The following is a 25640-nucleotide window of genomic DNA, read 5'->3' on the forward strand; positions in this document are numbered from 1 at the left end:
GTAATAAGGTAACGATTATGCAGTGTTGATATTACAGTCGAAAAACTTGAGTCTTTGGGAAGAATATTGAGGAATTTAGTAGTTGAACATGAAAGTGAGTTCCAGTAAAAAAAGGATTTTAGACATTCATTTTTTTTGACAAATTCGGTAATACTATCTCTGTTATGAGTACAATCTTTTAAAAAAACACTAATTTGTGTTAGGGTATTAAGGTGCAAAGTTTAACGAAGGGAGTTTTTTGATGAAAAAGGATTCATCTGTTTTTTTCATATCGACAGGAATTTTGTTACTAATGGTTCTTTTCGGTGTGTTTGTTCCAGATAAACTTGAATCAGTTACAGCCAATATCCAGGGATTCATTACTGATTCTTTTGGCTGGTATTATTTAATTCTTGTATCTGCAATTGTAATTGTTTGTCTGTATTTCTTGATCAGTCCTCTGGGAAAGATCAGGCTTGGCCGGCAGGATGACCGTCCAGAGTTTACTACCCTGACTTGGTATGCGATGCTTTTTAGCGCCGGTATGGGGATTGGGCTGGTATTCTGGGGCACTGCTGAACCAATAAGCCATTATATGGTCTCAACACCAACCGGAGTGGAGGCTGGATCTGACCAGGCTATCCGTGATTCAATGAGGTTCACGTTTTTCCACTGGGGTATCCATGCCTGGGCCATTTATGGAATTGTTGCATTAGTTCTTGCTTATTTCAATTTCCGGCATGGAAAGCCAGGGTTGATTAGTGCTACTCTCAGCCCGATTTTAGGCGACAAGACGAATGGAGCAGCAGGAAAAGTAATTGACGTGATTTCGGTTGTCGCGACTGTAGTCGGTGTGGCAACAACTTTGGGATTTGGAGCTGTACAAATTAACGGTGGGCTTTCTTACCTATTTGGAATACCTACTGGTTTCGTAACTCAATTGTTTATTGTTCTGATCGTAACAGTATTGTTCATGATCTCTGCCTGGACAGGACTTGGAAAAGGTATCAAGATTTTAAGTAATGTAAACATGATACTTGCTGCGGTATTGCTCGCGGCTATGCTGTTTTTGGGACCTACCCAATTTATCCTGAACCTTTTTACCAACACAATTGGTACATACCTTCAAAGTTTGCCGGCAATGAGTTTCAGGATTGCTCCTTTAAATGAAGAAGTCCGTTCGTGGATCAACGGCTGGACCATTTTCTATTGGGCATGGTGGATTGCCTGGGCACCATTTGTAGGGATTTTTATAGCTCGAGTTTCTAAAGGCCGTACGATCAGAGAGTTTGTATTTGGTGTACTGCTAGTACCTTCTTTAATTGGCTTCCTATGGTTTTCTGCTTTTGGAGGTTCAGCAATCATGCTTGAGCACGAAGGGGTTGCGAATATTTCTGAACTCGCGACCGAAGAAGCGCTCTTTGGCGTGTTTGCCAATTATCCATTAAGTTCATTATTGTCCATCCTGGCAATGATTCTTATCGGTACATTCTTTATCACTTCAGCAGACTCTGGCACATTTGTTTTAGGGATGATGACCACCAATGGATCGCTGACACCAGGAAACAGGATTAAATTCACATGGGGAATCATGTTGGCGGCAATTTCTTTAGTATTGCTGTACTCTGGCGGGCTGCAGGCATTGCAAAATACAATGATCGTAGCCGCATTGCCATTCTCCATCATTATGGCATTAATGGGATTAAGTCTAATTAAAGCCTTGAATCAAGAAGCGAAAGAACTGGGAATTGGAAAAATTCCTAAACGCAAGCTTTAATAATTATGTGGGGGGTCATTCCAATATGGGATGGCTCCTTTTTAAATTTATTCTTTACATAATGGGGGAGGCAGATTATACTTTATGTTAGTAATTACTTACAATCATTATTTCAGGGAGGAAGGAATATGCTGAATATACTTGGTTCATTGATGTCAAAACACCCAGTTAAAATAATGTTATTAACGATAATGTCTGCTGTGCTTTTAGCTGCAGGGGCAAGTAATGTTCAAATGGCTACTGGGAATGAGACACTGGTAAGCACTGAATCAGTGGTTTATAAAAGTAACCAACAGCTTGAGGAAGAGTTCGGAGGAGAATCCATCATCATCGTATATGAAGCAACAGATGATCATAACGTGCTTACTGTCGAAAGGCTGGAGCATTTGAAAAGGCTTGAGACGCTCCTTAATACACATGAAGAAGTTTATAGTGTCATGAGTCCTGTTGTATTGGTGGAAGAAATGTCGTCCAAGCAAGCTATTAAATATAAAGAGGGTATAGCGGGAATATCAGATGGACTGAATGAAATGGGAGGGAAATTAGTAGAGGTTGGGGAACAGATGCAAGCCAATACTTCCGGAGATAGTCAGCTGCCAAATATTGAAGGGCAAATGGCGGAACTTAGTCAGGGAGTAAGCAAAATGATTGATGGCCAGAAGAAGCTAAAGGAAGGAACAACCAACCTCGTTGATGGTTATTCCCAGTTTGGAACTTATACAAAGGAAGCTGGATTGAAACTAGGAGCATTAGCCTCAAAATACGATACAAACGATCCCCATGAGAAACAGCAGGCAGAACAGATAAATGAAATGAGCACCCAGCTGATCCAGCTTTCTGAAAAAATGCTGCAGGGAGCCGAGAAATCAGCAGTTTTGCCGAATGTTTCAGATCAGGCAATCAAGGGGCTAAAAGGGATGGAAAGTGGATTATTAAAAAAGCAAGGACAGTTAGAAAGCTTGCAAAAAGAAAAGACAGAGCAATCTGAGGAATTGGGGGAGCTCAGCAAAGGTCTGATTGAAATGGGCACAAACCTGGTTGAAATCAGCGGGAATTTAACCAGTATGAATGATTACTCTGATACATTGCATCCTGGATTGCCAGGTAAGCAGGAAACACTTGAATACATGATTTATGATGATCAAGGCAAAAGGCGAGATATTTTTAATGAAGTCGTCATAGATGACCATACTATGATCATGATCGTGAAATTTAATGGACATGTTTCCGACGATGCAAAAAGTGAAGTCTCAAAAACGGTAAAATCATATCTAAATGAAAATAAAATAGAATCAACAGCCACTATGGTTTCGGGCAAACCAGTTTTGGATGATGCAATCCGCTCATCGATGAAGGAAAGTATGCAGAAAATGATGATGCTATCTATTTTGTTCATGGTCATCATCTTATTTTTCACCTTTAATGTAAGTTGGCGCTTACTTCCCTTAGGCATCATTTTAATAGCAGTCATTGGTACGGTAGGCTTGATGGGGTGGATTCAGATTCCAATTACAATGGTCTCTATGGCTGTGTTCCCGATTCTCATAGGTCTTGGCATTGATTATGCGATTCAGTTCCAAAACAGGTATTCAGAGGAAATGGCAGAAGGGGAGAATGACCATGAATAACCAACCAAAGAAGGCCCTACATCAAACATTAATGAAAATGGTGCCTGCAGTTTTGACAGCCTTAATTGCTACAGGGCTAGGCTTTATTGCTTTATACACATCTCCTGTACCAATGATCCAGGACTTTGGCAAGATGCTGACAGTAGGAATGATCATCAGTTTTATAGCAGGAGTTTTTATATTGATTCCGATTTTATTCTCTAGAGATCATTCCTTCAAAAAAGAAAGGAATAAAAAGAAACAAGTAAAATTAAAAAATACGAAGGGAGACAGGCTCTTTAATGGGTTTACAAATAAACTGATTTCACTGAAGTGGTTCATTGTTTTAATTGCCTTCATAACAGCTGGTTTTGGTATTTGGGCTGATTTGCAAGCTGGGGTCGAAACGGATGTTGAAAAGTTCATGCCGCAGGATACACAGGAGTTAAAGGATATTCATAAGTTAAGAGAGATTCTCGGCAGTACCGATCAAATTTCGGTTGTTTATGAAGCTGACGATGTGTCATCCGCTGAGATATTGGAGTGGGTAGATGGGATCACCGGAACAGTTAAAAGTGAATTTCCAGAAACCGTTATTGATACACGTTCAGTCACAACTGCACTTCGACAGATGAATGAAGGGAAATTTCCTGGGAATCAAGAGATAGAGAAATATTTGGCTGAGATGCCAGAAGCCCAGAAAAAGCTGTTAATTAATGAAGAGAGAACAAAAGGTGTCATCACCCTGAGTATAGAGCACCTAGAGGCAGAGGAGCTTAAGGGGTTCATTGATGACTTAAACGATTATTTTAAGGCGGAAGAATCAAAAGGAGTTGATACAACGGTTACCGGAAAAGCAGTGCTGGATGTTGAGATGGTTTCCGCATTGACTACTGGCAGGTATAAAATGACATTGCTCGGGATGGGGCTTGTATTCTTTGGCTTGCTGTTAGTATACCGCCATCCTGTCAAAGCATTTATACCATTGCTGCCAATCGCCCTGATAGTCGGATGGTCAGGCGGAGCCATGTATTTACTTGATATCAAATATACCCCGTTGACTGCCACACTGGGAGCATTGATCATCGGAATTGGCACAGAGTTCACCATCCTGATCATGGAGCGTTTTTATGAAGAACGGAAAAAAGGCAGAAACAGCATGGAAGCCATCATGGTCACGAATCGGAAAACAGGGAAGGCCATCCTCGCATCTGCCTTTACCACAATCGGCGGGTTCAGCGCGCTGCTGATTTCCGATTTTGTCATCTTGAGCAACTTCGGCATGATGACATTAATAAATATATCCCTGGCACTGTTCAGTACAATTGTAGTTATGCCTGCCATCTTGATTATTCTAGATCGTTTTGTGAAAATAAGACATGTAGGGGAGAATGAATTACCAGAAAACTAGGGGTGGCAGTATGAGGGACAAAACGGAACAAATCTTGAATGCAGCAATGAAGGTTTTTGTGAAAAAAGGACTGCAGGCTACAACACAAGAGATTGCAAAGGAAGCAGAAGTGGCTGAAGTAACATTGTTCCGGAAATTCACCAATAAGCAAAACCTGTTTGTAACAGTCATCAAGAATATTCTGGAAAGACAATTTGATTCGCATATTAACAGAATGGCACAAACTGAGGATACTGAAGCTTTTTTGATAAAAATTATTGAAAATAGATTAGGTACTTTGTCCAGAAATGCACCTCTGGTCAAAATGCTTATATCAGAAAGCTTGATGGGGAATTTGGATGAAGAAGTCGATTTGCCTAATATGATTTTTTCGAGTCTTGAGAAGGGTCTGGCACTGCATTTCGAGAATAAGGGCCAAGTAGTTGATGCAGGTCTTGTTGCAAGGCACCTTGGGGGAATTTTCGTCAGCCAGGTTGTCTTCAAGAATGATCGTCCTTTTCATTTATTAAACGAAGAAGAAAAGATTTCACTGGCTAGGAAATACGCTCAATCAGTGATAGCAATTATTAAATAATCTTTCTGGAAGGGATTGGGTTAGCGCCAATCCTTTTCCTCTTTCTCCGTTCTAAATGAGCTTCTAAGTGTTCTAACGAAGATGAACATATGTAAACCTTTGGTTATTTATGAACATTTTGTTCTTTTTTAAAATGTAAATGTTTTCATTCGGTTTTTTTGCTAGAATAAGGGTATTGAGTTTAAGTCATTTCCAAGGGTGATCACGAATGGAAAAAGAAAAATTATTAAAAATAATTGAGGCAGCAAAGCTTTATTATTTACTTGATTATAACCAGAATGATATTGCCAGGGAGTTGGGAGTTTCTAGGCCTACAGTATCAAGGTTCCTGCAGATCGCAAAGCAGGAGGGTATCGTCGATATCAGAATCATGGACCCTACTGAGGATGTAGAAAATTTGTCAGCACAGCTTGAACAAAAGTTTGGGTTAAAAAAGGCAATCGTCACTCATATTCCACAATATGAAGACAGTGTGATCAAAACATATCTCGGGGAGAAAGCTGCAGCTTTTTTGAATGAAGTGGTTGATCATGATGATATTATCGGTGTCACCTGGGGAACGACGCTTTATCATGTTGCCTTGGAATTGAAGCAGAAACCGTGCAAGAATGTAAAGGTCGTCCAGTTGAAGGGAGGAGTCAGTCACTCCGAAACAAATACGTATGCGAATGAAATATTGTATTTATTCGGCAAGGCCTTCAACAGCGCACCGCATCATCTCCCGCTTCCGGCCATCGTAGACCATGTCGTGGTCAAACAGGCAATGGAGGCTGACAGGCATATAAAAAAGATCCTGGAAATGGGGAAACAATCGAACATAGCGGTCTATACAATTGGTCCGATCAAGTCTGAATCTTTATTGTTCCAGTTAGGATACTTTACCGAAGAAGATTTGCAAGTCATTTATTCAAAAGCTGTCGGGGATATTTGTTCACGATTTTTTGATAAAGATGGAAAGGTTTGCAACGAGAACCTTGATGCGAGAACTTTAGGCATTGAACTTGAAGAGTTAAAGAAGAAGAAGTATTCAATATTAGTTGCAGGCGGAGCTCATAAAATCGAGGGTATTTATGGGGCTTTAAAAGGGAAGTATACAAATGTGCTTGTAACGGACCAATTTACTGCCAAATTTTTATTGGATAAGTAAGAGTTAAGGGAATAGGGAAGCCATAAGGTAAAAACAAATACCCGGTAGGTTCGGCGCCTTGCGGGTATTTTTGTCGAAAAGATGAAAAGGGATAAATTTCATTTTACATTTGTTCAAAAATTTATTTACAAAAGTTCTTAACTTCTGATATATTTGCTATAGAAAGTAATGAATAAACAAATGTAAACGTTTTATTGAAATTTTTTTCATAGCATTTGTAAACGTTAACAACATTTCCGCAAATATCACAACAAGAGGTGGGTCAACAATGAATATCTTATGGGGTTTGATGGGGATTGCAGTCGTTTTGGGAATAGCATTTATTTTCTCGAATAACAAAAAATCAATCAATTTTAGGACAATCCTTGGCGGGTTGGCAATCCAATTCATTTTCGCGTTCTTAGTATTGAAATGGGAAACAGGTAAACTCTTATTGAAAAAGCTTTCACTTGGTGTCAATGAAATCGTCAACTATACGGACGCTGGTGTGCAATTCCTGTTCGGAGGATTGTTCCAGGCCGAAAATATTGGCTTCGTATTCGCATTTCAAGTATTAACAGTTGTTATTTTCTTCTCATCATTGATTTCAGTTCTTTACTACCTGGGAGTCATGCAAGTAATCATCAAGATCCTGGGTGGAGCGCTTTCTAAATTGCTGGGAACGAGCAAGGCTGAATCACTATCAGCTGCAGCTAACATTTTCGTAGGCCAGACAGAAGCACCACTTGTTGTTAAGCCTTACATCGCGAAAATGACTCAGTCAGAGCTTTTTGCTATCATGGTTGGGGGCCTGGCTTCTGTTGCAGGTTCCGTATTGATTGGTTATTCCTTATTGGGTGTTCCGTTAGAATACTTGCTTGCAGCAAGCTTCATGGCTGCTCCGGCAGGTTTGATCATGGCTAAAATCATGATTCCGGAAACAGAAAAATCTGAGACATCTGATGAACTGAAGATGGAAAAAGATACAGATTCAGTTAACGTGATTGATGCTGCTGCTAAGGGAGCAAGCACGGGTCTACAATTAGCCTTGAATATCGGTGCAATGTTGCTTGCTTTCATCGCATTGATTGCCTTGATCAATGGAATACTAGGATTCTTCGGAGGATTCTTCGGAGCAGAAAACTTAACGCTTGAAGCAATTCTAGGCTTTGTATTCGCACCACTTGCTTTCGCAATCGGCGTACCTTGGGATGAGGCTGTCAAAGCCGGCGGGTTCATTGGCCAAAAGTTAATCTTGAATGAATTTGTAGCTTACTCTTCATTTGCACCTCAAATTGATCAATTATCTGCAAAAACAGTTGCAATCATCAGCTTTGCTCTATGTGGATTCGCAAACGTATCTTCAATGGGAATCTTGCTTGGCGGTCTTGGAAGCCTTGCTCCAAATCGTCGCGGAGACATCGCTCGCATGGGTGTACGAGCTGTTATAGCAGGTATGCTTGCATCATTATTGAGTGCCGCAATGGCAGGTATGCTTTTATAAAAATGAGGAAAAGAGGGGGACATGGTCCTTCTCTTTTTTTGCTTTAGGTTATAATAGAGTAAATTGAAAGGAAAGCTGTGATGATGAATGTGTTTGGTTTTATTTGCCTATAAAGCACATCCAGAGTATAAGCTGATTGTTGCTGCCAATAGAGATGAAGCATATGCCCGGGAAACTGCGCCGGCTTATTTTTGGGATGATGCGACCGAAGTGCTCGCCGGCCGGGATCTTGAAAAAATGGGAACCTGGATGGGGGTTACGACATCAGGCAGGTTTGCAGCTCTCACTAATTATCGAGACCCAAGTGAAACCACCGTCGGGAAAAGAACAAGAGGTGAACTTGTTGCTGATTTTCTGAAAGGGACAATCAATACCCAATCTTATTTACAGGAGTTGGCCAATCGCCGTCAAGAATATCCTGGTTATAATTTTCTGGCAGGGGATTTGGATGAGCTCTATTACTTTTCCAATCGTGGAGGCCCGCTGCAAAAAGTGGAAGCTGGCGTCCATGGGGTCAGCAACCACTTGCTTAATACGGACTGGCCAAAGGTGAAATGGGGGAAGGCGGGACTTGCCAGCATTATTTCAGAAGGGCATCCTGACTTGGTTGACCGGTTATTTGCCCATTTGGAAAATGCCGATCCCGCTCCGGACCATCTGTTGCCATCTACCGGGGTTTCCCTGGAGTGGGAGCGCTTGTTATCACCCATCTTCATTAAAAGTGAAGGGTACGGGACGAGAAGTTCGACTGTCATTTTAATGAATGAAAAAGAAATCCAGTTTTATGAACGGGTGCATACAAAAGATCAGCGGTCGGACCAGGAGTTTTTAATAAGGCTGTGAAGAAAACCAGACAACCGTGGGTTAGGTTGTCTGGTTTTTATTTAAGCCAAGTTTTGAGCTGCTGCGTTGTATTCCATTCTTAAGTTTTCAATGATTGTCCGGACTGGTAATATGTCTTTAATTTCACTTACCCTGGCGCCAGCGAATACCAGGCCATTTTCTACATCGCCGGAAACGGAGGTGAGCAGGGAGTCCAGTGTGCAAAAACGGTAGGAGCAATTTTTCAGGCAATCACGGCATTTTTTGATCCTGAGTTTATCTGAGGTGGTGATGAGCTTGGTGAAATGATTGGCAATGGCGCGCCCGTGCAGTCCAACTGTTGTTTTCACAAGCAGTGTGTCTTTTTCGGTGGCTGAAACGTATTTTTCCTTGAAACTTTGCGGAGCGTCACATTCATCACTGGCCACAAACCTTGTGCCTATTTGGACGCCAGAAGCTCCAAGGGAAAAAGCCTTCGCGATATCAGCACCAGTCAGGATTCCTCCAGCAGCGATTACCGGGATGGACACAGACTCAACAATATCAGGAAGTATCTCAAAAAGAGGCTTGTCAGTTCCAAGATGTCCTCCTGCCTCATATCCTTCAACTACCACAGCAGCAGCACCCAGGCGTTCCGAGATTTTAGCTAACTTTGCAGAGGATACAATTGAAATGACCGGAATGCCCGCTTGCTTGCCCCAAGAATACATATCTCTTGATATTCCTGCTCCAGAAATAATGAAATCAACTTTTTCATCCAACGCGGCTTTCATTTTCTCAGCAAAATCGTTCATGGCAAACAAAACGTTTACACCAATGTACCCATTGCCCTGAGTCAGCTCCCTGGCTTTTCTGATATGCTGTACCATTTCTTCTACCGGAATCCCTGTTCCAGATATGATGCCAATACCTCCAGCGTTTGCAACCGCCGAGGCCAATCCGCTTAGCGAGATACCTACCCCCATTCCACCCTGCATAATCGGAACACTTGGAGCCATATGGCCAATTTTAAGCTTTGGGAAATCCATGCTAAAAACCCCTTTCTGAATTTATTCTTTTGCAGTTTAACATGGACAATTATAAAAAGATGTGATTTTTAGCACCTGATACTATATTTAGGTATAAATATTTGGTGTTAGTTTTTTGAGCAAAAAAAGACGCAGAATCATCTGCGCCTAATGAGTTATCTTAATTAAAGGACCTTTTCTCAAACTTTGTTGCTATTGATCCCAAAATAAGATTGATTGACCTATTTTTTTTTCGTAAAGTAGACTCTTTTGTGAGAAAAGAGCACGCAAACTTAATACCGATCCTAAAAATGGCTTTATATTACGTTCAACTCGGCTTAAGGATTTTAACAACAATCTTTACGAAAACAGCCTGATTAAAAATTGAAATTATCCGGATCCGGGCCGACACGCTCATTCTTATTTAAGCTATTCAGGCGGTCCATATCTTCGGCTGAAAGCTCAAAATCAAAGATATCTGCATTTTCGATAATACGATGTTCCTTGACCGATTTCGGTATTGTGACCACTTCGTTTTGTAAATCCCAGCGCAGGATCAATTGGGCTGGTGATTTCTTATGCTTTTCGGCGATTTCAACAATTGTTGGTTCTGATAAAAGCTCTCCCTGCTTCAAAGGAGACCAAGCTTCCATCTGGATACCCTCGGCTTTACAGAACTCATGCAGCTCCGTCTGCGCTAAGTGTGGATGGTATTCAACCTGGTTGACCATTGGTTTGATTTCAGAATCAGCCATCAAATCTTTTAGGTGGTGAACGTGGAAATTGCTCACGCCGATTGCTCGGACTTTTCCATCTTTATAAAGCTTTTCGAGTGCCTTCCATGTTTCTTTGTATTTGCCGGCAACTGGCCAGTGGATCAGATAAAGGTCGAGGTAATCGAGCCCAAGCTTTTCCATGCTTGTCTCAAATGCCTGGAGCGTGGATTCATAACCCTGGTCAGAATTCCAGACCTTCGTCGTGATAAACAGTTCCTCACGTGGAACACCAGCTTCCTTGACAGCCTGTCCAACGCCTTCCTCATTCCTGTATACTGCTGCAGTGTCGATGCTCTTGTAACCATTTCTAAGCGCCGCTTTAACAGACTCTACAACTTCAGATCCTTCCTGGACCTTGAACACACCAAGGCCAAACCATGGCATCTTCACACCATTATGTAATGTTGTTGTATCTTGGAGATTTTGTGGCATATCATGCGCCTCCTTTTTAATTCAATTGCATTGTTATTTTCTCATATTTTTTTATTGGTAAAAAGTTATTGGCTTCCCGAGGAAATAGTTTTTTAAAAGACAGCTGTTGTCATGCATTTAATGTGTTGTCTTAAAAACAAAGGAATCATGACAGGTTTGGCTCAATCACCAGAAAAGCTGTCAGAAAAACGAAGGAATCATGACAACTTTAGTCCATTCCACCAGAGAAGCTGTCAGAAAAACGATGGAATCATGACAGCTTTAGACCAATCACCAGAGAAGCTGTCAGAAAAACAAAGGAATCATGACAGCTTTAGACCATTCACCAGAAAAGCTGTCAGAAAAACGAAGGAATCGTGACAGGTTTGGCTCATTCACCAAAAGAGCTGTCAGAAAAACAAAGGAATCATGACAGCTTTGAGTCCACTACCTTCAAACTTGTCTAAAGTAAGCAGGAATTCCAGCTATGTCGGTAGTCCTAATCAATTGTGAGTAAAAAAGCCATACGAAAAATGACTTTTATTTTCAAAATGGGGGTACATTCAAGATATAAGGGTGCAAAATGTGAAAGGAGAATGAGGAAATGATCATCAAAGTGTTAGGTCCTGGATGCGATAAGTGCAAAAGTCTTGTGGATAGTATCAATGTTGCTGTAAATGAAGCTGGGGTTGCTGCTGTAGTTGAAAGGGTGGAAGACAATAAGGAAATCGAAAAGTATAAGGTGAAAGGTATTCCGGCTTTGGTCATTGATGAAAAAGTTGTTTCTGCGGGAAAGCAGTTATCAGCACAGGAAGTGAAGGGTTTATTTTAAAGGCTCTTTTCCCAAACTTTGTTGCTATTGGCTCTAAAATAGGATTGAATGACCTATTTTTATTCTAAAAGTAGGCTCTTTTGTGAGAAAAGTTCATGCAAACTTAATACAGGCCTGCAAAATGGCTTATATTACGTTAAAATCGGCTTTAGGATTTTAACAACAATCTTTACGAAAACAGCCATTTTAATACAGATCAGGCCTTATCTTATGGCCTGGTCTGAATTTTTTTCAAGAAAAGCTTTAGTTGCCCATAATGATATCAATAAAATTAGTTCGAATCCGTTCGTGGCCGCATCACTCTCAATTGGAATCTTCACAGCACTGCCTATACCCATCAAAATGACACCGGCAGCCATCCATTTCCACTTCTGCTTTTTCCAAAGGGCAATCCCTGCAAACAGTAACGCAATGGTAACACCAATAATCATAATTGGGGGGCCATGTGCTCCGGTGGATTCATAGCTTAGTACTCCATAATTCCTGGCGGGCTCAAGATTAAGTCCGATGGTATTTTGGACAAGATCTGCAATAATCATGGCCAGAGTAAAGATACCTGCCAGGATAAGTCCTGTGCGTCCCTTAAGCCAGCGGATCCCTGTCTCCCTGATAGCTTCCCAGGAAAATAAAATCAACAATGGGGTAAAGAATGCGTGAAACCAATAGCGCATAACATTCAAGCCTTCTAAAAAGGGGCCTTTTCCAATTATGTTCCCCATTGCAAGCACGAGGTTGTCATACACCAGGCCGAATGTTACGAGCAAAAGAACATTCATCAGTGAAAAAAATCCATACTTTATGGACAATTTTAATCCCCATAGGAATAAAAACAAGTATACGAGGGAATATAAACCGTAGATATAAGGGTCCATGAGTCACTTTCCTCCCGTCAGGTTTGTTATCATTGTTCCCTCAAATCTGGATGAAAAACATGTGTCCATGTTATTAACTTTTTCATTGTTTTTAACAAATAAATCGTATTCTTAAAAATTACTAATAGTCTTATAAGGCTTCTTCATATATCATGGGAAATGTAAGCATATTCATCGATATTTTTGACAAGAACAGGAGAAATCATGACTACATTAAATGACATTGCATGGGTAACCGACAGTACATCAGGACTTACTGAAGAATTCATAAAAAATAACCATATATACGTTGTGCCTTTAAGTATTATTTTTGGTGAGGAATCTTATTTGGAAGGGGTAGATATCACTGCCGAGGATTTCTATCCAAAGCTGGCGGCCTCAAAGGTCCTCCCGAAAACATCGCAGCCTGCGATCGGGGAATTTGTGGAACTGTACCAGAAGCTAAAGGAGCAGTATAAGCATGCGATTGCGATTCACGCTTCGAGTGCTCTGACAGGAACTTTCCAATCGTCTGTCGCAGCTTCAAGCATGGTAGATTTCAAAGTCGATGTCATTGACTCTAAAATAGGTTCCTACCCATTAGGGCGCATGGTTGAAAAAGGCGTTGAACTTCAAAAGCAAGGAAAGTCGTATTCGGAGATTGTTTCCTATTTAAGAACGCTTCCTGACAAGGCCAATTTATATATGGCACCAGGAAGCCTTGAGCAGCTTCACAAAGGTGGCCGTCTATCTACGACACAGGTGATTATCGGCAGTTTGATAAAATTAAAGCTGATTGTCAGGTTCGATGATGGCAAGGTAGTCCTTTTTGATAAAATCAGGACGGAAAAAAAGGTTAAAGAACGACTGTTTCAAATTCTTGAAGAAGCTTCAGGCAACATTAAGGAAGCCAGTGTCATTCATGGGAATGTGAAGGAATTGGCTGAGACTTGGCGTGCAGAACTTCAACAACGTTTCCCGGAAATATCATTTACAACAACCACTTTCAGTCCAGTGGCTGGTACCCATACAGGGCAGGGAACAATCGGGCTTGCCTGGATTAATGAATAGTAAGTAAAAAGGAATCAGCCTGCGCGAAGGCTGATTTCTTTTTTATGGCCAGGTTCCTGTGTACACTGGAAATAACAAACCTACAGGGGGAATACATATGTTGAAGGTTGGCGTCATTGGTTTAGGGGATATCGCGCAAAAAGCCTATCTGCCTGTTTTTGCGGAGAAGGGAGATATTGAGTTCCATCTATTCACGCGTGATCGTGACAAACTGAATAGCCTCGCTGCAAAGTTCAGATTTCCCCATATTCATTTTAGTCTGAATGAGCTGATAGAAGGTGGGATTAAAGGTGCTTTTGTACATAGTGCAACCGAATCACATTATGACATTGTAAAACAACTGCTCCAGGCCGGTATCCATGTGTATGTGGACAAGCCAATTTCCTATCAATATGAAAAAGCCAGGGAATTAACAGAGCTAGCTGAGGAAAAAGGTTTGATATTGATGACTGGCTTTAACAGAAGATATGCTCCGGTATATAAACAGCTGGCAGAGTTGAAGGAACCGAATATGGTGATCATGCAGAAAAACAGAAAGGGTCTGCCTGGAGAAATCCGCCATTTCATTCTGGATGACTTCATCCATGTTGTTGATACACTGAGATCCTTATTCCCATACCCTATCAAGCAAGTCAACGTGACTGGAAAGAAAAATGGTGCGTTTTTGCATCTTGTTGTTATTCAGCTGCATGCGGAAGAGGGAATCGCAATCGGGATCATGAATCGGGACAGCGGAGTTGTTGAGGAAAAAGTGGAGATATTTCAATCAAATGAGAAACGGACAGCCTTGAATGTGTCTGATTTATACGTTCAGGAAACCAGGACTGAAACAAAGCTTGGGGGTAGTGACTGGGACCCGACGCTACACAAGCGCGGCTTCGAGCAGATTGTTTTTGATTTCCTGCAGGCAGTCGGCGGAAATGCATTACCTTTAATTTCATCGAAGGATTCCCTGGAAACGCATCGGATCTGCGAGGAAATTGTGAAAGAATTAGAGGCAATTTAACGCTAAAGACCCCGGGGTATGAATTTCACCGGGGTCTTGCCTTTTTAAAAGGACGCTTTACTGTCTGCAGAAATCTGTATGGCGTTATTCAAATAGAAGGTATTGGCATATCCCAGATCAGCAATTTTATTTACAACACCAGCTGCCCTGGCGCCAGATGCACAGTGAACGACGATGACAGCATTCTTATCTTTTGGAAGCTGGCTTACGATAGCGGCGGGGTCGGCCAGAATCACACTGTCAGGGATATTCAGAGATCCCTTGAGAACACCGGCCCTGGTTTCATCCTTCGAACGGACGTCAAGGATGAAGGCCCCGGCACTGATTTTGTTCATGAATTCCTCTGGGTTGATTCCTCGGTTAACCTGGCCTTCGGCTACATCGAAGCTTCCGCCAGAATTGGCAGTGCCGAATGTTGGCAAGGATTGGGCAGACCAGTCAGGAAGTCCACCAGAATAGACTTTGACATTCGAATAGCCATTTTTCAGAAGTTCTTCCGCGACAGCATGGCTTTTATGGCAGCCGAATCCGCCGCAATAGACGATCACTTCAGTTGTTTTATCTGCAGGTGCTGTTCCCTGGTACTTTTGCGCGAACAGTGTATCATCTGCAAAGACCGCATTGGGGATATGTGACTCAAAATACACCTTATACGGTCTGGCGTCAAGGATGACGAAAGGCGGCTTATCATCCCTTGATACATTGGCATCCATGATCAGCCCCTTAATATACGGAGCGGTAACAGCCAGGTAATTGCCTGCTTTTTTCCATTCTGGCAGTCCTTCCTGGTAAACTTTAATATTTTTATAGCCTAGCTTCATTGCTTTTTCAGCTGAACTGCTGCTCAATTCACAGGTGACTCCACCGCAGTAAAATATAAGAAGCTTGTTTTTATCCTCTGGAAGCAGGGAAGCGAACTGGTCGAACTGTGAATCGGGAATATTGATTGCTCCATTGATATGTCCTTCATGGAAAACGGCTTCAGGACTGGAATCGACGATGACAAAGTCCCATTCCGATGGATATTGCTCGTAAGCTTTCCTCGTGGTACTTACCTCTCCAGCGGAAGTTTTTAATCTCATCATATATTCAGTTCCAACGTAAGATAGGTTCTCTTTCAGTGGCACGGCTTTTTTCTCGGGTTCAGCTTCATCGCCAGCCTTATAGATTGAAAGGTCTGCCTTCTGGTTAAAATCTGCAGCTGCATTCGAGAACGTTTTGGCTGAATCTCCGCCAGTACCGCAACCGGCAAGGGCTATTCCAACGGTAAATATCAAACCTGCCAGCATAGTTTTCTTAACCATGAAACTATTCACTCCTTTCTTTACCAAGCTGTTCACTCCTGTAGCCAAGTGCAGGGGAGTGGACAAGCTGGTTCACTATTTGTGTAATAGATATATAGAACAAGCTTGTATCCGACTTTTTCAATTCAAGGATGAAATCGTCAAGCCAATCGAAATGGTCAGAGATAAATGATTGAATCTGGTCCGATGTCCCATGTTCGAGCAAGAAAGCGAGAAACTCAAGCAGCAGGGTCAAATGGTCCGGCATTGCCCGATATTCTTCAGGAAACTCAAGCTTGAATTGCCGGAACAGGTATTGGATATGCAGTGCAGGGTCTCCGTAGAAAAATCCTGTCTGTCTTGCAAATGAAACAGCTGCAGTGGGATCATCGGTCCATTGTTTGTAGAGTGATTCAATCGGCGGTGCGAAAGGCTCGGAAGGACCGAGAAAACAATGAATATAGGTCTGCTTCATATTTTCAAAGGAAGAAAAAGCATTTTCATAGGTTTCTTCCATTTTTACAAATGGTCTCAGCTCTTCAAAAGCTATTCCACTTTTCAAAGCCTGATAGAGTTCAGTGGTCGGCGGCTTATAAAATTCAGCCAGCAGCAAAAGTGCATTGGACAGTCGCCGCTTTTCTTCTGTCATGGTGAACAAGTGATCAGCCCCTTTCCGTTTGTCCAGCTCCAGCGCTGGAGCTTTTCTATTCTACGAGGTTATATCCCCATGCCTTTTCAGCTCTGTTGCTGGTTTGTGGTTGATGATCCGCTCCAATAATTCACGCTGCAGATACAGCAATGCCATGATGCCGACTCCGCCCACTATAAGGGCCCATTCAGACCAAGTTATACTGAAAAGATTGAAGGCGGTTCCTTCAGCTGGATTTTTGACGACTTTCAATGGAATAATCTGGCCGGCTATTACCATATTGAAACGCATGAAGAAAATTCCTGTCAGGGACAGCAGACCGGCAAGCCCGAGTTTTATGGATGAAACCTTTTGGGCTGACACGATCAGCACAAAAGGTATGACAATGGCCAGCGATATTTCCAGTACCCAATAGTTAAAACTTAAAGGTCCTGTCAGCAAAGCGAGCAGTGATTCATATTTTCCCGGCACCTGTCCGTAGAGCCCGACGAAGGTCTTGCCGATGTAGATGATGACCATGACTCCCATCATTGACAAGCTAAGTGTCCTGAGGAACTTAACTGTTTCAAGGTTCTCACTCTTTTTCTGTCTTTCATGGAGATAGGCGATGATTGAAGCCATAGCGATTCCTGAAAAAACGGAAGTCAAAATGAAATAAAGCGGTGATATCGGGCCGTTCCAGTACGGACGTGCAATGATGAACCCAAACAGAAACCCGATACAAACCAGAGCGACTAAGGCAGAACCAGCGGTCATGATGGCAAAAGGCCTGATCAAAGACCGATTGCCGCGAACGACAAACACTGTCAAGGAAACCAGCAGCATTAAATAAATTCCGTATAAGGGTGCCATCCACCAGATTGGCGATGTAAAGTTCGGTGTCCGGAAATAATGGATGAAGTTAAGCGGATTGCCTAACTCCACCAATAAAATCGCAAAACCACTGACCAGGAAAAAAAATGGCAAACATCAGCGATGATTTGCCGATTGGGATAATAGCTTTCATGTGAAATACATAGCCTAATGCTGCAACCAGCAGCAGTCCCGTACTGATCCCGACAAAGTATTCATATCCGGCTATCAGAATTCCCCATGGAATCTTATTTGTGGTTCCCATGGCATGTTCACCATGGATAAAAATATTGGCTGCTCCTGCCAGGCCGAAGAGAATGAAGGATGCTGACAGAATACTCCATTTATTGATTTTCACGAGATTCACCTCCGGTTATTTTTTACATAGAAGATACTTGGCTTCGTGCCTTTAGCTTCAAGCAATTGATAGACATCATGTTTTGCCAGCTCCTGATTCAGCTGGCTGTTTGGATCCTCCAGGTCTCCGAACAGCCTGACCTCGTTCATGCAGGTCGCCGAGCAGGCAGGCTGTTCGCCTTTTTCAAGCATCTCAGGACACCATCTGCATTTTTCAGGCACGCGATTTTCATTCAGCTGTCTTGCTTCATAAGGGCAGGCAGCCATGCAATATTTGCAGCCGATACATTTGTCAGCGTCAATTTCGACGATTCCATCCTCTCGTTTGTAAGTTGCCTGGGTTGGGCAGACAGAAACACATGGAGCGTTGTCGCAATGCTGGCACTGTACTGGTATAATTTCCATTTTTACATTCGGGTAAGTTCCAGTCTCCAAAAATTCAAGTCGGCTATAGGAAACATCCATACTGAGCTGATTATGCGATGCACAGGCAATGTTGCACGCGTTGCAGCCCGTACAGCGTTCCGGAAATACCAAAAGGCCGTATTTTGCCATCCTAGTTGCCCTCCTTTGACACGGTCACGACAACCTCTTGGGCCATTGTCGAGCCTGATAGAGGGTCTACCATGATTGGGATAAAATCATTAAAATTCACGCCGACTCCGTTCGCCGTCCTGTTCTTAGGTGAGAATCCGCCATAAGTGGAAGGGAGCCAGGCTGCTTCCGGGTGAAGAAGCTCCGTTACTTTTACCTGCACCTTTTTCTTGGCGATTTTGGATTGGAGTGTCACAGTATCTCCGGTCTTGATGCCAAGCTTCCTGGCTCTTGAAGCGTTGAGCCACATATAGGTTCCCTGATACTTCTCGGTAAGCTTCATCAGCTGCTCGATATTTGTTGTCATGGCATGGGAATGCCATGGCTGCTTTCCGTGAATCAAGCGGAATTCATGGTCTTTGTTTGGATCCGGCTCAACAAGCGGAGGGACCCAGACGGGAATTCCAAGTTTTCCGTCAATCTTGAACAGGTCCGCAGAAAATTGGATCTTACCGGTTAGCGTAGGCAGTGCTGGTTTGCCTTTTTTTATCGGAAATCCAGGCTTGACGGTTGCCGGGAATTCCAATGTCCCTGCTTTTTTCAGCTGGTCGAATGTGATGCCGAGCGGAGCAATTGCTGCTTCTACTTCTTCTTCAATTGTAAAAGGATACAAATCCTTATGTCCCATTGCATCGGCAATCCCCTTCAGCATATCAAGCGTGTTTCTCGTGTCATACATCGGCTTGACAACAGGCTGGCGAAGGGCAAGCTGGGGACTGTCGTGCGAAATATGGCCGGATACAGCCTGAGGATGCTCCAATCTTTCCAGATAATAATGCTCAGGCAGGATGTAATCAGCCGCATAGTAGCTTGTTTCATTCCAGTCGATGTTAATGGAAACCACCAGCTCTGCATCCTTGATTTTTTTTTGCTCCTCTGGGTCCGGTGCAGTCCTGAGAGGGTTATAGTTACAAATGAATACGGCTTTTGCAAGCCCTTGTTGTACAAGCTGTGGCGTAATATGAGCGATTCCCCTGGATGGTTCCACTGTTCGGTACTTTCCGGTCACTCCAGCTCCGTCGATACGAGGGCCTTTTTCAGGCATATTTTCGATTGCTGGCAAGTAGAGATGCCCAAGCTGAAGGCTGGCAGATGGCATTAAACCGCCTTTTTCGTAGAGGTTGCCGACAAGTGCATTGAGGATGATCCCCATTTGAGCCGTTTGTGTGCTGTTTACATAATGGGAATGAAGCCCGTGCCAGCCTGGTTCAATAAAGGCCTGCGGTGCATTTTTAGCAAAGTCTCTGGCAATTTCCCTTATTTTATCGGCTCTGATCCCCGTAATCGGTTCAGCCCATTCCGGTGTATATTCCTTGTTCATCCGTTTGAATTCGCTGAAGCCATCCACGAATTTTTGGACAAAGCTCTTATTGTATAGATTTTCTGAGATTAATATATTGGCCATTGCCAGCCTGAAAGCAAGATCCGTTCCAGGCCGGATCGGAATCCATTCATCTGCGATTTTCGCAATCTCTGAATACCTTGGATCGATGACGATCAATTTGGCACCCTTTTCCTTTGCATGGGTGATGTGGTTCATGCCATTCGGGATGATTCCGCCGGCGAAGTTTCTTCCTTCAAATATCATGTATTTAGCATTTTTATGTCACCGTTAAGGGAGGTACCGGTCATTTGCAGCCATGCATTTGTTTTAGCGTTGAAGCAAGTGGAATACTGTGTCGTGAAGTTAGGCGAGCCGATGGTGTCAAATAAGCGGTCGACATATGATTTCCGATGGGTGCCGTGCTCAAGCCATAACACAGAGTTACCGGTATACTGTTTAACGATGCTGTCGAGCTTTTCGCCGATTTCCTTGAATGCCTGGTTCCAGCTAATTGGTTCGAATTTTCCTTCACCAACCCGCTTCATTGGGCCAGTCACCCTGTCCTTAGAGTAAAGATAAGCTGCCATTCCATGTCCGCGGGCGCAGATCCTGCCGCTTGACTTCAAGTGGATAGGGTGTCCTTCGACCTTCCAGACCCGTTCGTTCTTAACATGGGCAATGATTCCGCAGTAACTTGTGCAGCCATGGCAGAAGGTTGGGATCTTCTTCACGCTTTCTTCGGTTGCAGCTTTCTTGAACTCGCTGAAGCTGAAATAAGCAGGTAAGGATCCTGCAGCGACTACGGTTGCAGAAGCTTTTAAAAAGGTACGGCGCGATAAATTTGTCATCTCTTCATACTCCTTTCTCTCACAAGCTGTTAACCGCAGCTGGCGGCACCAGTTTCTGTCTCGAGTTTTGTATTCAGCTGTTTTACTGGATAATTCTTAGCCTTATTGTTGGAAATCGGCATAATACCATTGATCTCTGCATTGGATGTCCATACTCTCATGCCATCTTTCATGGCATAGGCTTCATATCCAAGCATGTTGAGAATCCTTGCTGCTTTACTGGACATAGTGCCATCATGGTCAATGAGGACGATCTTATTTTCTGTAGACAATTTCTTTAACTGTTCAAGTTCTGCCAGTGATTCAAAGGCTATATTGATGGCCCCAGGTAAATGGCCTGCTGAATACTCCTTGGCTGGCCTCAGGTCAACCAGCATGAATCCAGTCGACGTATTCTTAATGGATTCCTGGATATCCGAGGGTTTCATGATCGGTGGAATGCCTGCTTTCAGATAGTCATCAGCACTTCCTAAAATAGCTGCGGTTTCATCAGTGTATTGTTTGCTTGCTGAAGCTGGGAGATCATAGTTCCCGGCTATTGTTTCTGTTGTTTCCACTGGGAAATCAAATGGTTTCTGCGGAAGCGGTGTCCCCAAATTCGCGTCGCTAGTCCAGCCTCCCATTCCATTTACCATTGAGATTGCATCATAGCCAAGCATATTCCATAGTGCTGCTGTCTGGCTTGCAGTATGGCCGCTGTAACAAATGACAAGGATCTTTTTGTCCTTTGGCAGATTAGCGATTTGGTTTGGATTAGCTGTCATATTATAAGGAATATTAACAGAACCTTCGATATGTCCGGCAGCAAATGCAGCGGTATCGCGGACATCGACAATGAAGTAAGACGGGTCGTAATTCAAAATCATTTTTTCGAAAATTTCATCTGCAGCCATAGACTCTGCAGGTTTTTTCAGATAAGCATCAGCAGCTTGCTGTACGACTGAAAAAACATTCAACTGCTCACTTTGCCCATTTACTTTTGGCTGGGGTGCAGTTGAACCTTCCTGAATACCGCAGCCACCAGTGAAAGCCAGCACTGCGCCGGCAAACATGATTAATGCTTTTTTTCCAAATAGCTTCAAAGCTCTCACCTCTCTGCTGGCGGATATACCGCCAAAATATTGATTTGGAATAGAAAAAAACTGAAAGAATGTACACCTCCATCCATGTTAGTGCCAATACTCCTATGGGTTTTTAGTGTTGCAAAAAAAAATTAAGTGCTTAAGTATTTTTACCATCTGGGGTAAGTCTATTGCTGTGGAAATTCAGTTACTATTTACGAGAATGAAAGAAGAAGTGAGGGGAATCACCTATGATTATTTTGAATTTTTTGCACATTTCACACTTAAAACACAATAGTGAATTTTGCGTGGAGGATATTACAAAGAAATAAAAAAAGTCCGCAACAGAAACTGCGGACTAGAAGCTTTTTAAATATAAATAAAATACCCTATAAACAAGAAACCAAGTACATACATAATCGGATGGACTTCTCTCAGCTTACCCATGCCAGCCATCATCAATGGGTAAAGAATGAAGCCGAGGGCAATCCCTGTTGCAACGCTGGAGGTGAGCGGCATCATGATGATAGTCACGAAAGACGGGATAATCACAGCAAGGTTATTCCAGTTGATTTTACTGATTTCAGTTGCCATCAATGCACCGACGATGATGAGTGCCGGAGCCGTAACTTCCGGTGTGATAACAGACAGGATCGGAGAGAAGAGCATTGCCACGCCGAAGCACGCCGCAATGATCACGGAAGTGAAACCTGTCCGTCCGCCGACTGCGATGCCTGCCGATGACTCAACGAACGACGCTGTTGTGGATGTCCCCAGTACTGCACCGGCAACTGCAGAACCTGCGTCTGCAAGAAGTGCACGACCTGCATTGGGAATTTTATTATCCTTCATCAGACCAGCCTGGCTGGCGACCGCAATAAGTGCTCCAGCAGTATCAAAGAAAGCAACAAACAAGAACGTGAAAATGACGGCAAGAACATCAGGAGAGAAAATATCTCCCAGATGGTTGAAGACGACACCAAAGGTGGGTGAAATGTCAGGTACCGACCCGACGATTGCTTCTGGCTTCTCAATCAAGCCAGTGAATATGCCAATGATCGTAGCAATCACCATTCCGTAAAAGATGCCGCCGCTGATGCCTCGCACCATCATGATCACGCTGACGATGAAGCCGAACAGGGCAAGCAGGACAGGCCCAGATGTCAGGTCGCCGATTGAGACAAAGGTCGCTTCGCTGCCAACGACGATCCCCGCATTTTTCAAACCGATGAAGGCGACGAAGAAGCCGATGCCCGCAGCGATTGCATGCTTGAGATCCTGGGGGATAACATTGATGATTTTTTCGCGAATCTTTAAAAGGCTGAGGATGACGAACAGGACACCTGCGATGAAGACACCAGTAAGCGCGACTTCCCATTGGACGCCCATGCCAATGCTGACGGTGAAAGTGAAAAATGAATTCAAGCCCATGCTTGGCGCGATTCCAATCGGGAAATTAGCCAGCAGGCCGATCAGCAGTGAGCCGATAATCGCTGAGAGTGCTGTAGCTGTAAAAACAGCTCCTTTATCCATGCCTGCCTGGCTAAGGATTAAAGGATTGACCACAAGAATGTAGGCCATCGACAAGAACGTCGTAATTCCGGCCAGTGTTTCTTGCCTATAATTTGTATTTCGTTCTGCGAACTGGAAAAAGTTTTTCATTTATGCTGTCCTCCTGATTGTTTAGTTAAGAAAATGGCTCTGTTAAAGCCCAATATTGTTTTTTACTCCTGTTGATTGCAGTGGAAGGCGCGAAGACTCCTGCGGGCTTAGCTGGTCAGGTGAGACCCCGCAGGAGCAAAGCGACGAGGAGGCTCAGCGCCAGCCCCGCGGAAAGCGAAGCGCCTGGAACGAAAATCAACAGCCTTGTAAAACAGAGCCTAGAAAACAAAAAAACTCCGGCAGTTCATGCTGCCGGAGTACCACAAAGGACAAATAGTTGCTAGAAAAAATAGCAAATATCAAAGCCCCTTGTAGTCACGCCTTTTACGGTAGCATGGTAGAAACGTCCGAGCCATATTCTCGAACATATACAAGGAAAGATTATAGATTTAAATAATACTAGAGATAGTATCATGCGATTCATGGCAAGGTCAATTGCAATTCCTAAAGTTTATCTATTTGTTTTTTTCTGATTATTAGGGTACTGGAAGTTAGTTGGTATATATGTTTGCGATTTTCCAAGTCGCGGAATTATGGCGGAAATTTGCGGAATTCACCACGCTAGAATACACAGGAAACTGGAAGCAGTAATGTTAACTGGCAATGGCAAAGACTGCGATCGGCCAGTAGGATCATCACACCTTAGGATTTGGCTGAAATCGCCGCGTTAAACTAAAAAAATCCTGAAATGGATAAATCCGTGTATGGGTATAGAGAATCCCTTTGTTAAGGAGTTTTTGACAAATTTTTGACGAGAATATGTGAATAATAAATGAACTAAATGGCAAAACACCCCTGTTTGGATGTTAACTTACTATAATGATAGTGTAATCCAAATGGAGGTGCCAATAATGAACGTAACAACGATTATTGAATTGGAAAATCGTGAAGTTGAGAAGATGGCTGGCGCAAAATTAGTTTTTATACAGGAACAGATTGATGCGAATATCGTGGAAACATGCGTTGATTGTTTTAAATATGAAGGTTCTGAAGATTGTCTGGACACAGATGACGCAATGCAAAAAGTTTTTAATGCGCTGAAAGCAGATGGACTGATCCCTGAAGCAGTGGAAGATTTTTCGTATGAAATGCCTTCTTGCGAGAGATTGAGAAAAGATGTTTATGAAGAACAGGACATGCCGCAGAAAGTGATCCTTAGCTTCGCTATATAATACTTGAAAAGGAGTTCTTTCTTGGAACTCCTTTTTTAAGTTGATTTCAAACACTTTTTTACTAAAAACGTGACTTTTATCAAAGAGAAGCTTAGCGGAAATTTATATAATGAAGATGGCATAAAATGAAAACGCTTTCAATAAGGGAGGTGGGGACCGGTGAAGAAAGGTGCGGATATCACCATCATTACCGGCCATTTTGGCAGCGGTAAAACAGAGATATCAATTAACCTTGCTCTGGAGGCAAGGAAAACAATGGCCAGGACGGCAGTTGCTGATCTGGACATTGTTAATCCATATTACCGTGCGAGGGACGCTCGAGCTATTTTTGACCAACATGGAATTGAACTTATCGCCCCAGCTGAAAGGCTTGCAGCTGCTGATTTGCCGATTGTTCCTGGCGATATGGGCAGGGTGATATACGACACTGCATATAAGCTGATCGTCGATGCTGGGGGAGACAAAGATGGGGCGACGGCATTAGGGCAATTTTACAACGATTGGAATGAAATGGAGCCTGAAGTGCTGTTTATTTTAAATGCAAACCGTCCATATGTCAGTACTCTTGAGGGGGCGGTTGAGACCTTGCGTAAAATCGAAAGTGCCTCCCGGCTGAAGATCACAGGAATCATCAATAACTCAAATGTAGGATCTGAGACGACACTTCAGGATGTGGAAAGAGGATTGACATTAAGTAAGAAGCTATCCGATACACTGGGAATTCCTTTGCTGTACACGATATTACCGCAGCATTTAACAGCTGAAAGTGCTGGAATTGAAACGGAGTCCCAAGTAAAAGTGATATCGAGGTATTTAAAATTGCCATGGGAAATGTAAAGGAGGCAAAAGCGGTGGAGCAGAGAGTTGTTTTTAATGAAGAGACTTGTAAATCATGCAAGCTTTGCGTGGATGCTTGTCCGACAAATGTGATTTATCTTGCTGATTACTTGAATGAAAAAGGCTACCGGCCAGCGGTTGTGACAGACCAGGAAAATTGCATCAGCTGCGGCAAGTGCGCGCAAATGTGTCCGGATTCGGTAATCACTGTCTATAAGCCAGAAAAGGTAAGGAAATCTGTATAGCA

General features: G+C 43.0%; 26 protein-coding genes and 1 riboswitch. Of the genes, 14 read left to right on the plus strand and 12 right to left on the minus strand.

The window, feature by feature from the left end; all coding sequences use genetic code 11:
* The first annotated feature begins 241 nt into the window (after positions 1-241).
* The 7 genes from J7E35_RS16740 to J7E35_RS16770 all read left to right on the plus strand — a co-directional run bounded on the left by J7E35_RS16740 (position 242) and on the right by J7E35_RS16770 (position 8821).
* The gene (locus J7E35_RS16740) at positions 242-1756 is read left to right on the plus strand and encodes a glycine betaine uptake BCCT transporter (RefSeq protein ID WP_214781620.1); all 1515 of its coding nucleotides are present in this window, start codon (positions 242-244) and stop codon (positions 1754-1756) included.
* 128 nt (positions 1757-1884) lie between these two features.
* Positions 1885-3384: an MMPL family transporter gene (locus J7E35_RS16745; protein WP_251041052.1), complete on the plus strand. Its 1500-nt coding sequence runs from the start codon at positions 1885-1887 to the stop codon at positions 3382-3384.
* The gene (locus J7E35_RS16750) at positions 3377-4774 is read left to right on the plus strand and encodes an efflux RND transporter permease subunit (RefSeq protein WP_251041055.1); all 1398 of its coding nucleotides are present in this window, start codon (positions 3377-3379) and stop codon (positions 4772-4774) included. Before J7E35_RS16745 ends, J7E35_RS16750 begins: the two co-directional genes overlap by 8 nt.
* A gap of 10 nt (positions 4775-4784) precedes the next feature.
* Positions 4785-5348: a TetR/AcrR family transcriptional regulator gene (locus J7E35_RS16755; protein ID WP_214781624.1), complete on the plus strand. Its 564-nt coding sequence runs from the start codon at positions 4785-4787 to the stop codon at positions 5346-5348.
* 208 nt (positions 5349-5556) lie between these two features.
* Positions 5557-6495, plus strand: coding sequence for a DNA-binding transcriptional repressor DeoR (locus J7E35_RS16760; RefSeq protein WP_214781626.1), 939 nt, complete (start codon positions 5557-5559; stop codon positions 6493-6495).
* Between the two features lie 268 nt (positions 6496-6763).
* A complete protein-coding gene (locus tag J7E35_RS16765) occupies positions 6764-7978 on the plus strand; it encodes a NupC/NupG family nucleoside CNT transporter (protein ID WP_214781628.1) in 1215 nt (404 codons plus the stop codon).
* Between the two features lie 87 nt (positions 7979-8065).
* The gene (locus J7E35_RS16770; protein ID WP_214781630.1) at positions 8066-8821 is read left to right on the plus strand and encodes an NRDE family protein; all 756 of its coding nucleotides are present in this window, start codon (positions 8066-8068) and stop codon (positions 8819-8821) included.
* Positions 8822-8862: 41 nt separating this feature from the next.
* Here J7E35_RS16770 and J7E35_RS16775 read toward each other — a convergent pair whose 3' ends face one another.
* Together J7E35_RS16775 and J7E35_RS16780 are read right to left on the minus strand one after the other, a co-directional pair.
* The gene (locus J7E35_RS16775; protein ID WP_214781632.1) at positions 8863-9828 is read right to left on the minus strand and encodes an NAD(P)H-dependent flavin oxidoreductase; all 966 of its coding nucleotides are present in this window, start codon (positions 9826-9828) and stop codon (positions 8863-8865) included.
* A gap of 356 nt (positions 9829-10184) precedes the next feature.
* Complete coding sequence (locus J7E35_RS16780) at positions 10185-11015, minus strand: aldo/keto reductase (RefSeq protein WP_214781634.1); 831 nt, start codon at positions 11013-11015, stop codon at positions 10185-10187.
* 147 nt (positions 11016-11162) lie between these two features.
* On the opposite strand from J7E35_RS16780, the gene J7E35_RS16785 reads away from it, so the two are divergent.
* Both J7E35_RS16785 and J7E35_RS16790 read left to right on the plus strand, forming a co-directional pair.
* A complete protein-coding gene (locus J7E35_RS16785; RefSeq protein ID WP_214781636.1) occupies positions 11163-11375 on the plus strand; it encodes a hypothetical protein in 213 nt (70 codons plus the stop codon).
* Between the two features lie 223 nt (positions 11376-11598).
* Positions 11599-11826, plus strand: a complete 228-nt coding sequence (locus J7E35_RS16790) for a thioredoxin family protein (RefSeq protein ID WP_214781638.1) — start codon at positions 11599-11601, stop codon at positions 11824-11826.
* Between the two features lie 203 nt (positions 11827-12029).
* Here J7E35_RS16790 and J7E35_RS16795 read toward each other — a convergent pair whose 3' ends face one another.
* Positions 12030-12602: a hypothetical protein gene (locus tag J7E35_RS16795; RefSeq protein ID WP_214781640.1), complete on the minus strand. Its 573-nt coding sequence runs from the start codon at positions 12600-12602 to the stop codon at positions 12030-12032.
* 300 nt (positions 12603-12902) lie between these two features.
* Between J7E35_RS16795 and J7E35_RS16800 the strand changes: the two genes are divergently transcribed.
* Both J7E35_RS16800 and J7E35_RS16805 read left to right on the plus strand, forming a co-directional pair.
* Entirely contained in the window at positions 12903-13748 is an 846-nt protein-coding gene (locus J7E35_RS16800) for a DegV family protein (protein ID WP_214781642.1), read from the plus strand.
* Positions 13749-13845: 97 nt separating this feature from the next.
* Complete coding sequence (locus tag J7E35_RS16805; RefSeq protein WP_251041057.1) at positions 13846-14754, plus strand: Gfo/Idh/MocA family protein; 909 nt, start codon at positions 13846-13848, stop codon at positions 14752-14754.
* Between the two features lie 44 nt (positions 14755-14798).
* On the opposite strand, the gene J7E35_RS16810 is transcribed toward J7E35_RS16805, so the two are convergent.
* From J7E35_RS16810 to J7E35_RS16845, 9 genes are all read right to left on the minus strand, one after another.
* Positions 14799-16085: a rhodanese-like domain-containing protein gene (locus J7E35_RS16810; protein WP_214781644.1), complete on the minus strand. Its 1287-nt coding sequence runs from the start codon at positions 16083-16085 to the stop codon at positions 14799-14801.
* The gene (locus J7E35_RS16815) at positions 16063-16686 is read right to left on the minus strand and encodes a molecular chaperone TorD family protein (RefSeq protein WP_251041063.1); all 624 of its coding nucleotides are present in this window, start codon (positions 16684-16686) and stop codon (positions 16063-16065) included. The genes J7E35_RS16810 and J7E35_RS16815 overlap by 23 nt, the downstream gene beginning before the upstream one ends.
* Before the next feature lie 60 nt (positions 16687-16746).
* Positions 16747-17610: an NrfD/PsrC family molybdoenzyme membrane anchor subunit gene (gene nrfD, locus J7E35_RS16820; protein WP_214781647.1), complete on the minus strand. Its 864-nt coding sequence runs from the start codon at positions 17608-17610 to the stop codon at positions 16747-16749.
* Positions 17588-17896 carry an NrfD/PsrC family molybdoenzyme membrane anchor subunit gene (gene nrfD, locus J7E35_RS16825; RefSeq protein ID WP_214781649.1) on the minus strand — a complete coding sequence of 103 codons (309 nt, stop codon included), beginning with the start codon at positions 17894-17896 and terminating at the stop codon, positions 17588-17590. Before nrfD (J7E35_RS16825) ends, nrfD (J7E35_RS16820) begins: the two co-directional genes overlap by 23 nt.
* Positions 17897-17901: 5 nt before the next feature.
* Complete coding sequence (locus J7E35_RS16830) at positions 17902-18450, minus strand: 4Fe-4S dicluster domain-containing protein (RefSeq protein ID WP_214781651.1); 549 nt, start codon at positions 18448-18450, stop codon at positions 17902-17904.
* Between the two features lies 1 nt (position 18451).
* On the minus strand, positions 18452-20077 hold the full coding sequence (locus J7E35_RS16835) for a molybdopterin-containing oxidoreductase family protein (RefSeq protein WP_285290803.1): 1626 nt from the start codon (positions 20075-20077) through the stop codon (positions 18452-18454).
* A complete protein-coding gene (locus tag J7E35_RS23545) occupies positions 20074-20661 on the minus strand; it encodes a molybdopterin-dependent oxidoreductase (RefSeq protein ID WP_285290804.1) in 588 nt (195 codons plus the stop codon). Before J7E35_RS23545 ends, J7E35_RS16835 begins: the two co-directional genes overlap by 4 nt.
* Positions 20662-20690: 29 nt before the next feature.
* Positions 20691-21743: a rhodanese-like domain-containing protein gene (locus J7E35_RS16840; RefSeq protein WP_214781653.1), complete on the minus strand. Its 1053-nt coding sequence runs from the start codon at positions 21741-21743 to the stop codon at positions 20691-20693.
* 348 nt (positions 21744-22091) lie between these two features.
* Positions 22092-23384, minus strand: coding sequence for an NCS2 family permease (locus J7E35_RS16845; RefSeq protein ID WP_214781655.1), 1293 nt, complete (start codon positions 23382-23384; stop codon positions 22092-22094).
* Positions 23385-23676: 292 nt separating this feature from the next.
* Positions 23677-23778, minus strand: a riboswitch (purine riboswitch).
* Between the two features lie 457 nt (positions 23779-24235).
* On the opposite strand from J7E35_RS16845, the gene J7E35_RS16850 reads away from it, so the two are divergent.
* From J7E35_RS16850 to J7E35_RS16860, 3 genes are all read left to right on the plus strand, one after another.
* A complete protein-coding gene (locus tag J7E35_RS16850; protein WP_192473513.1) occupies positions 24236-24556 on the plus strand; it encodes a hypothetical protein in 321 nt (106 codons plus the stop codon).
* Between the two features lie 159 nt (positions 24557-24715).
* Positions 24716-25393, plus strand: coding sequence for a nucleotide-binding protein (locus tag J7E35_RS16855; protein ID WP_214781657.1), 678 nt, complete (start codon positions 24716-24718; stop codon positions 25391-25393).
* Positions 25394-25407: 14 nt separating this feature from the next.
* Positions 25408-25638: a 4Fe-4S binding protein gene (locus J7E35_RS16860; protein WP_353050052.1), complete on the plus strand. Its 231-nt coding sequence runs from the start codon at positions 25408-25410 to the stop codon at positions 25636-25638.
* Positions 25639-25640 lie beyond the last annotated feature (2 nt).

Origin of the sequence: Bacillus sp. ISL-45, assembly GCF_018613195.1 — a bacterium.
Taxonomy (GTDB): Bacteria; Bacillota; Bacilli; order Bacillales; family Cytobacillaceae; genus Mesobacillus.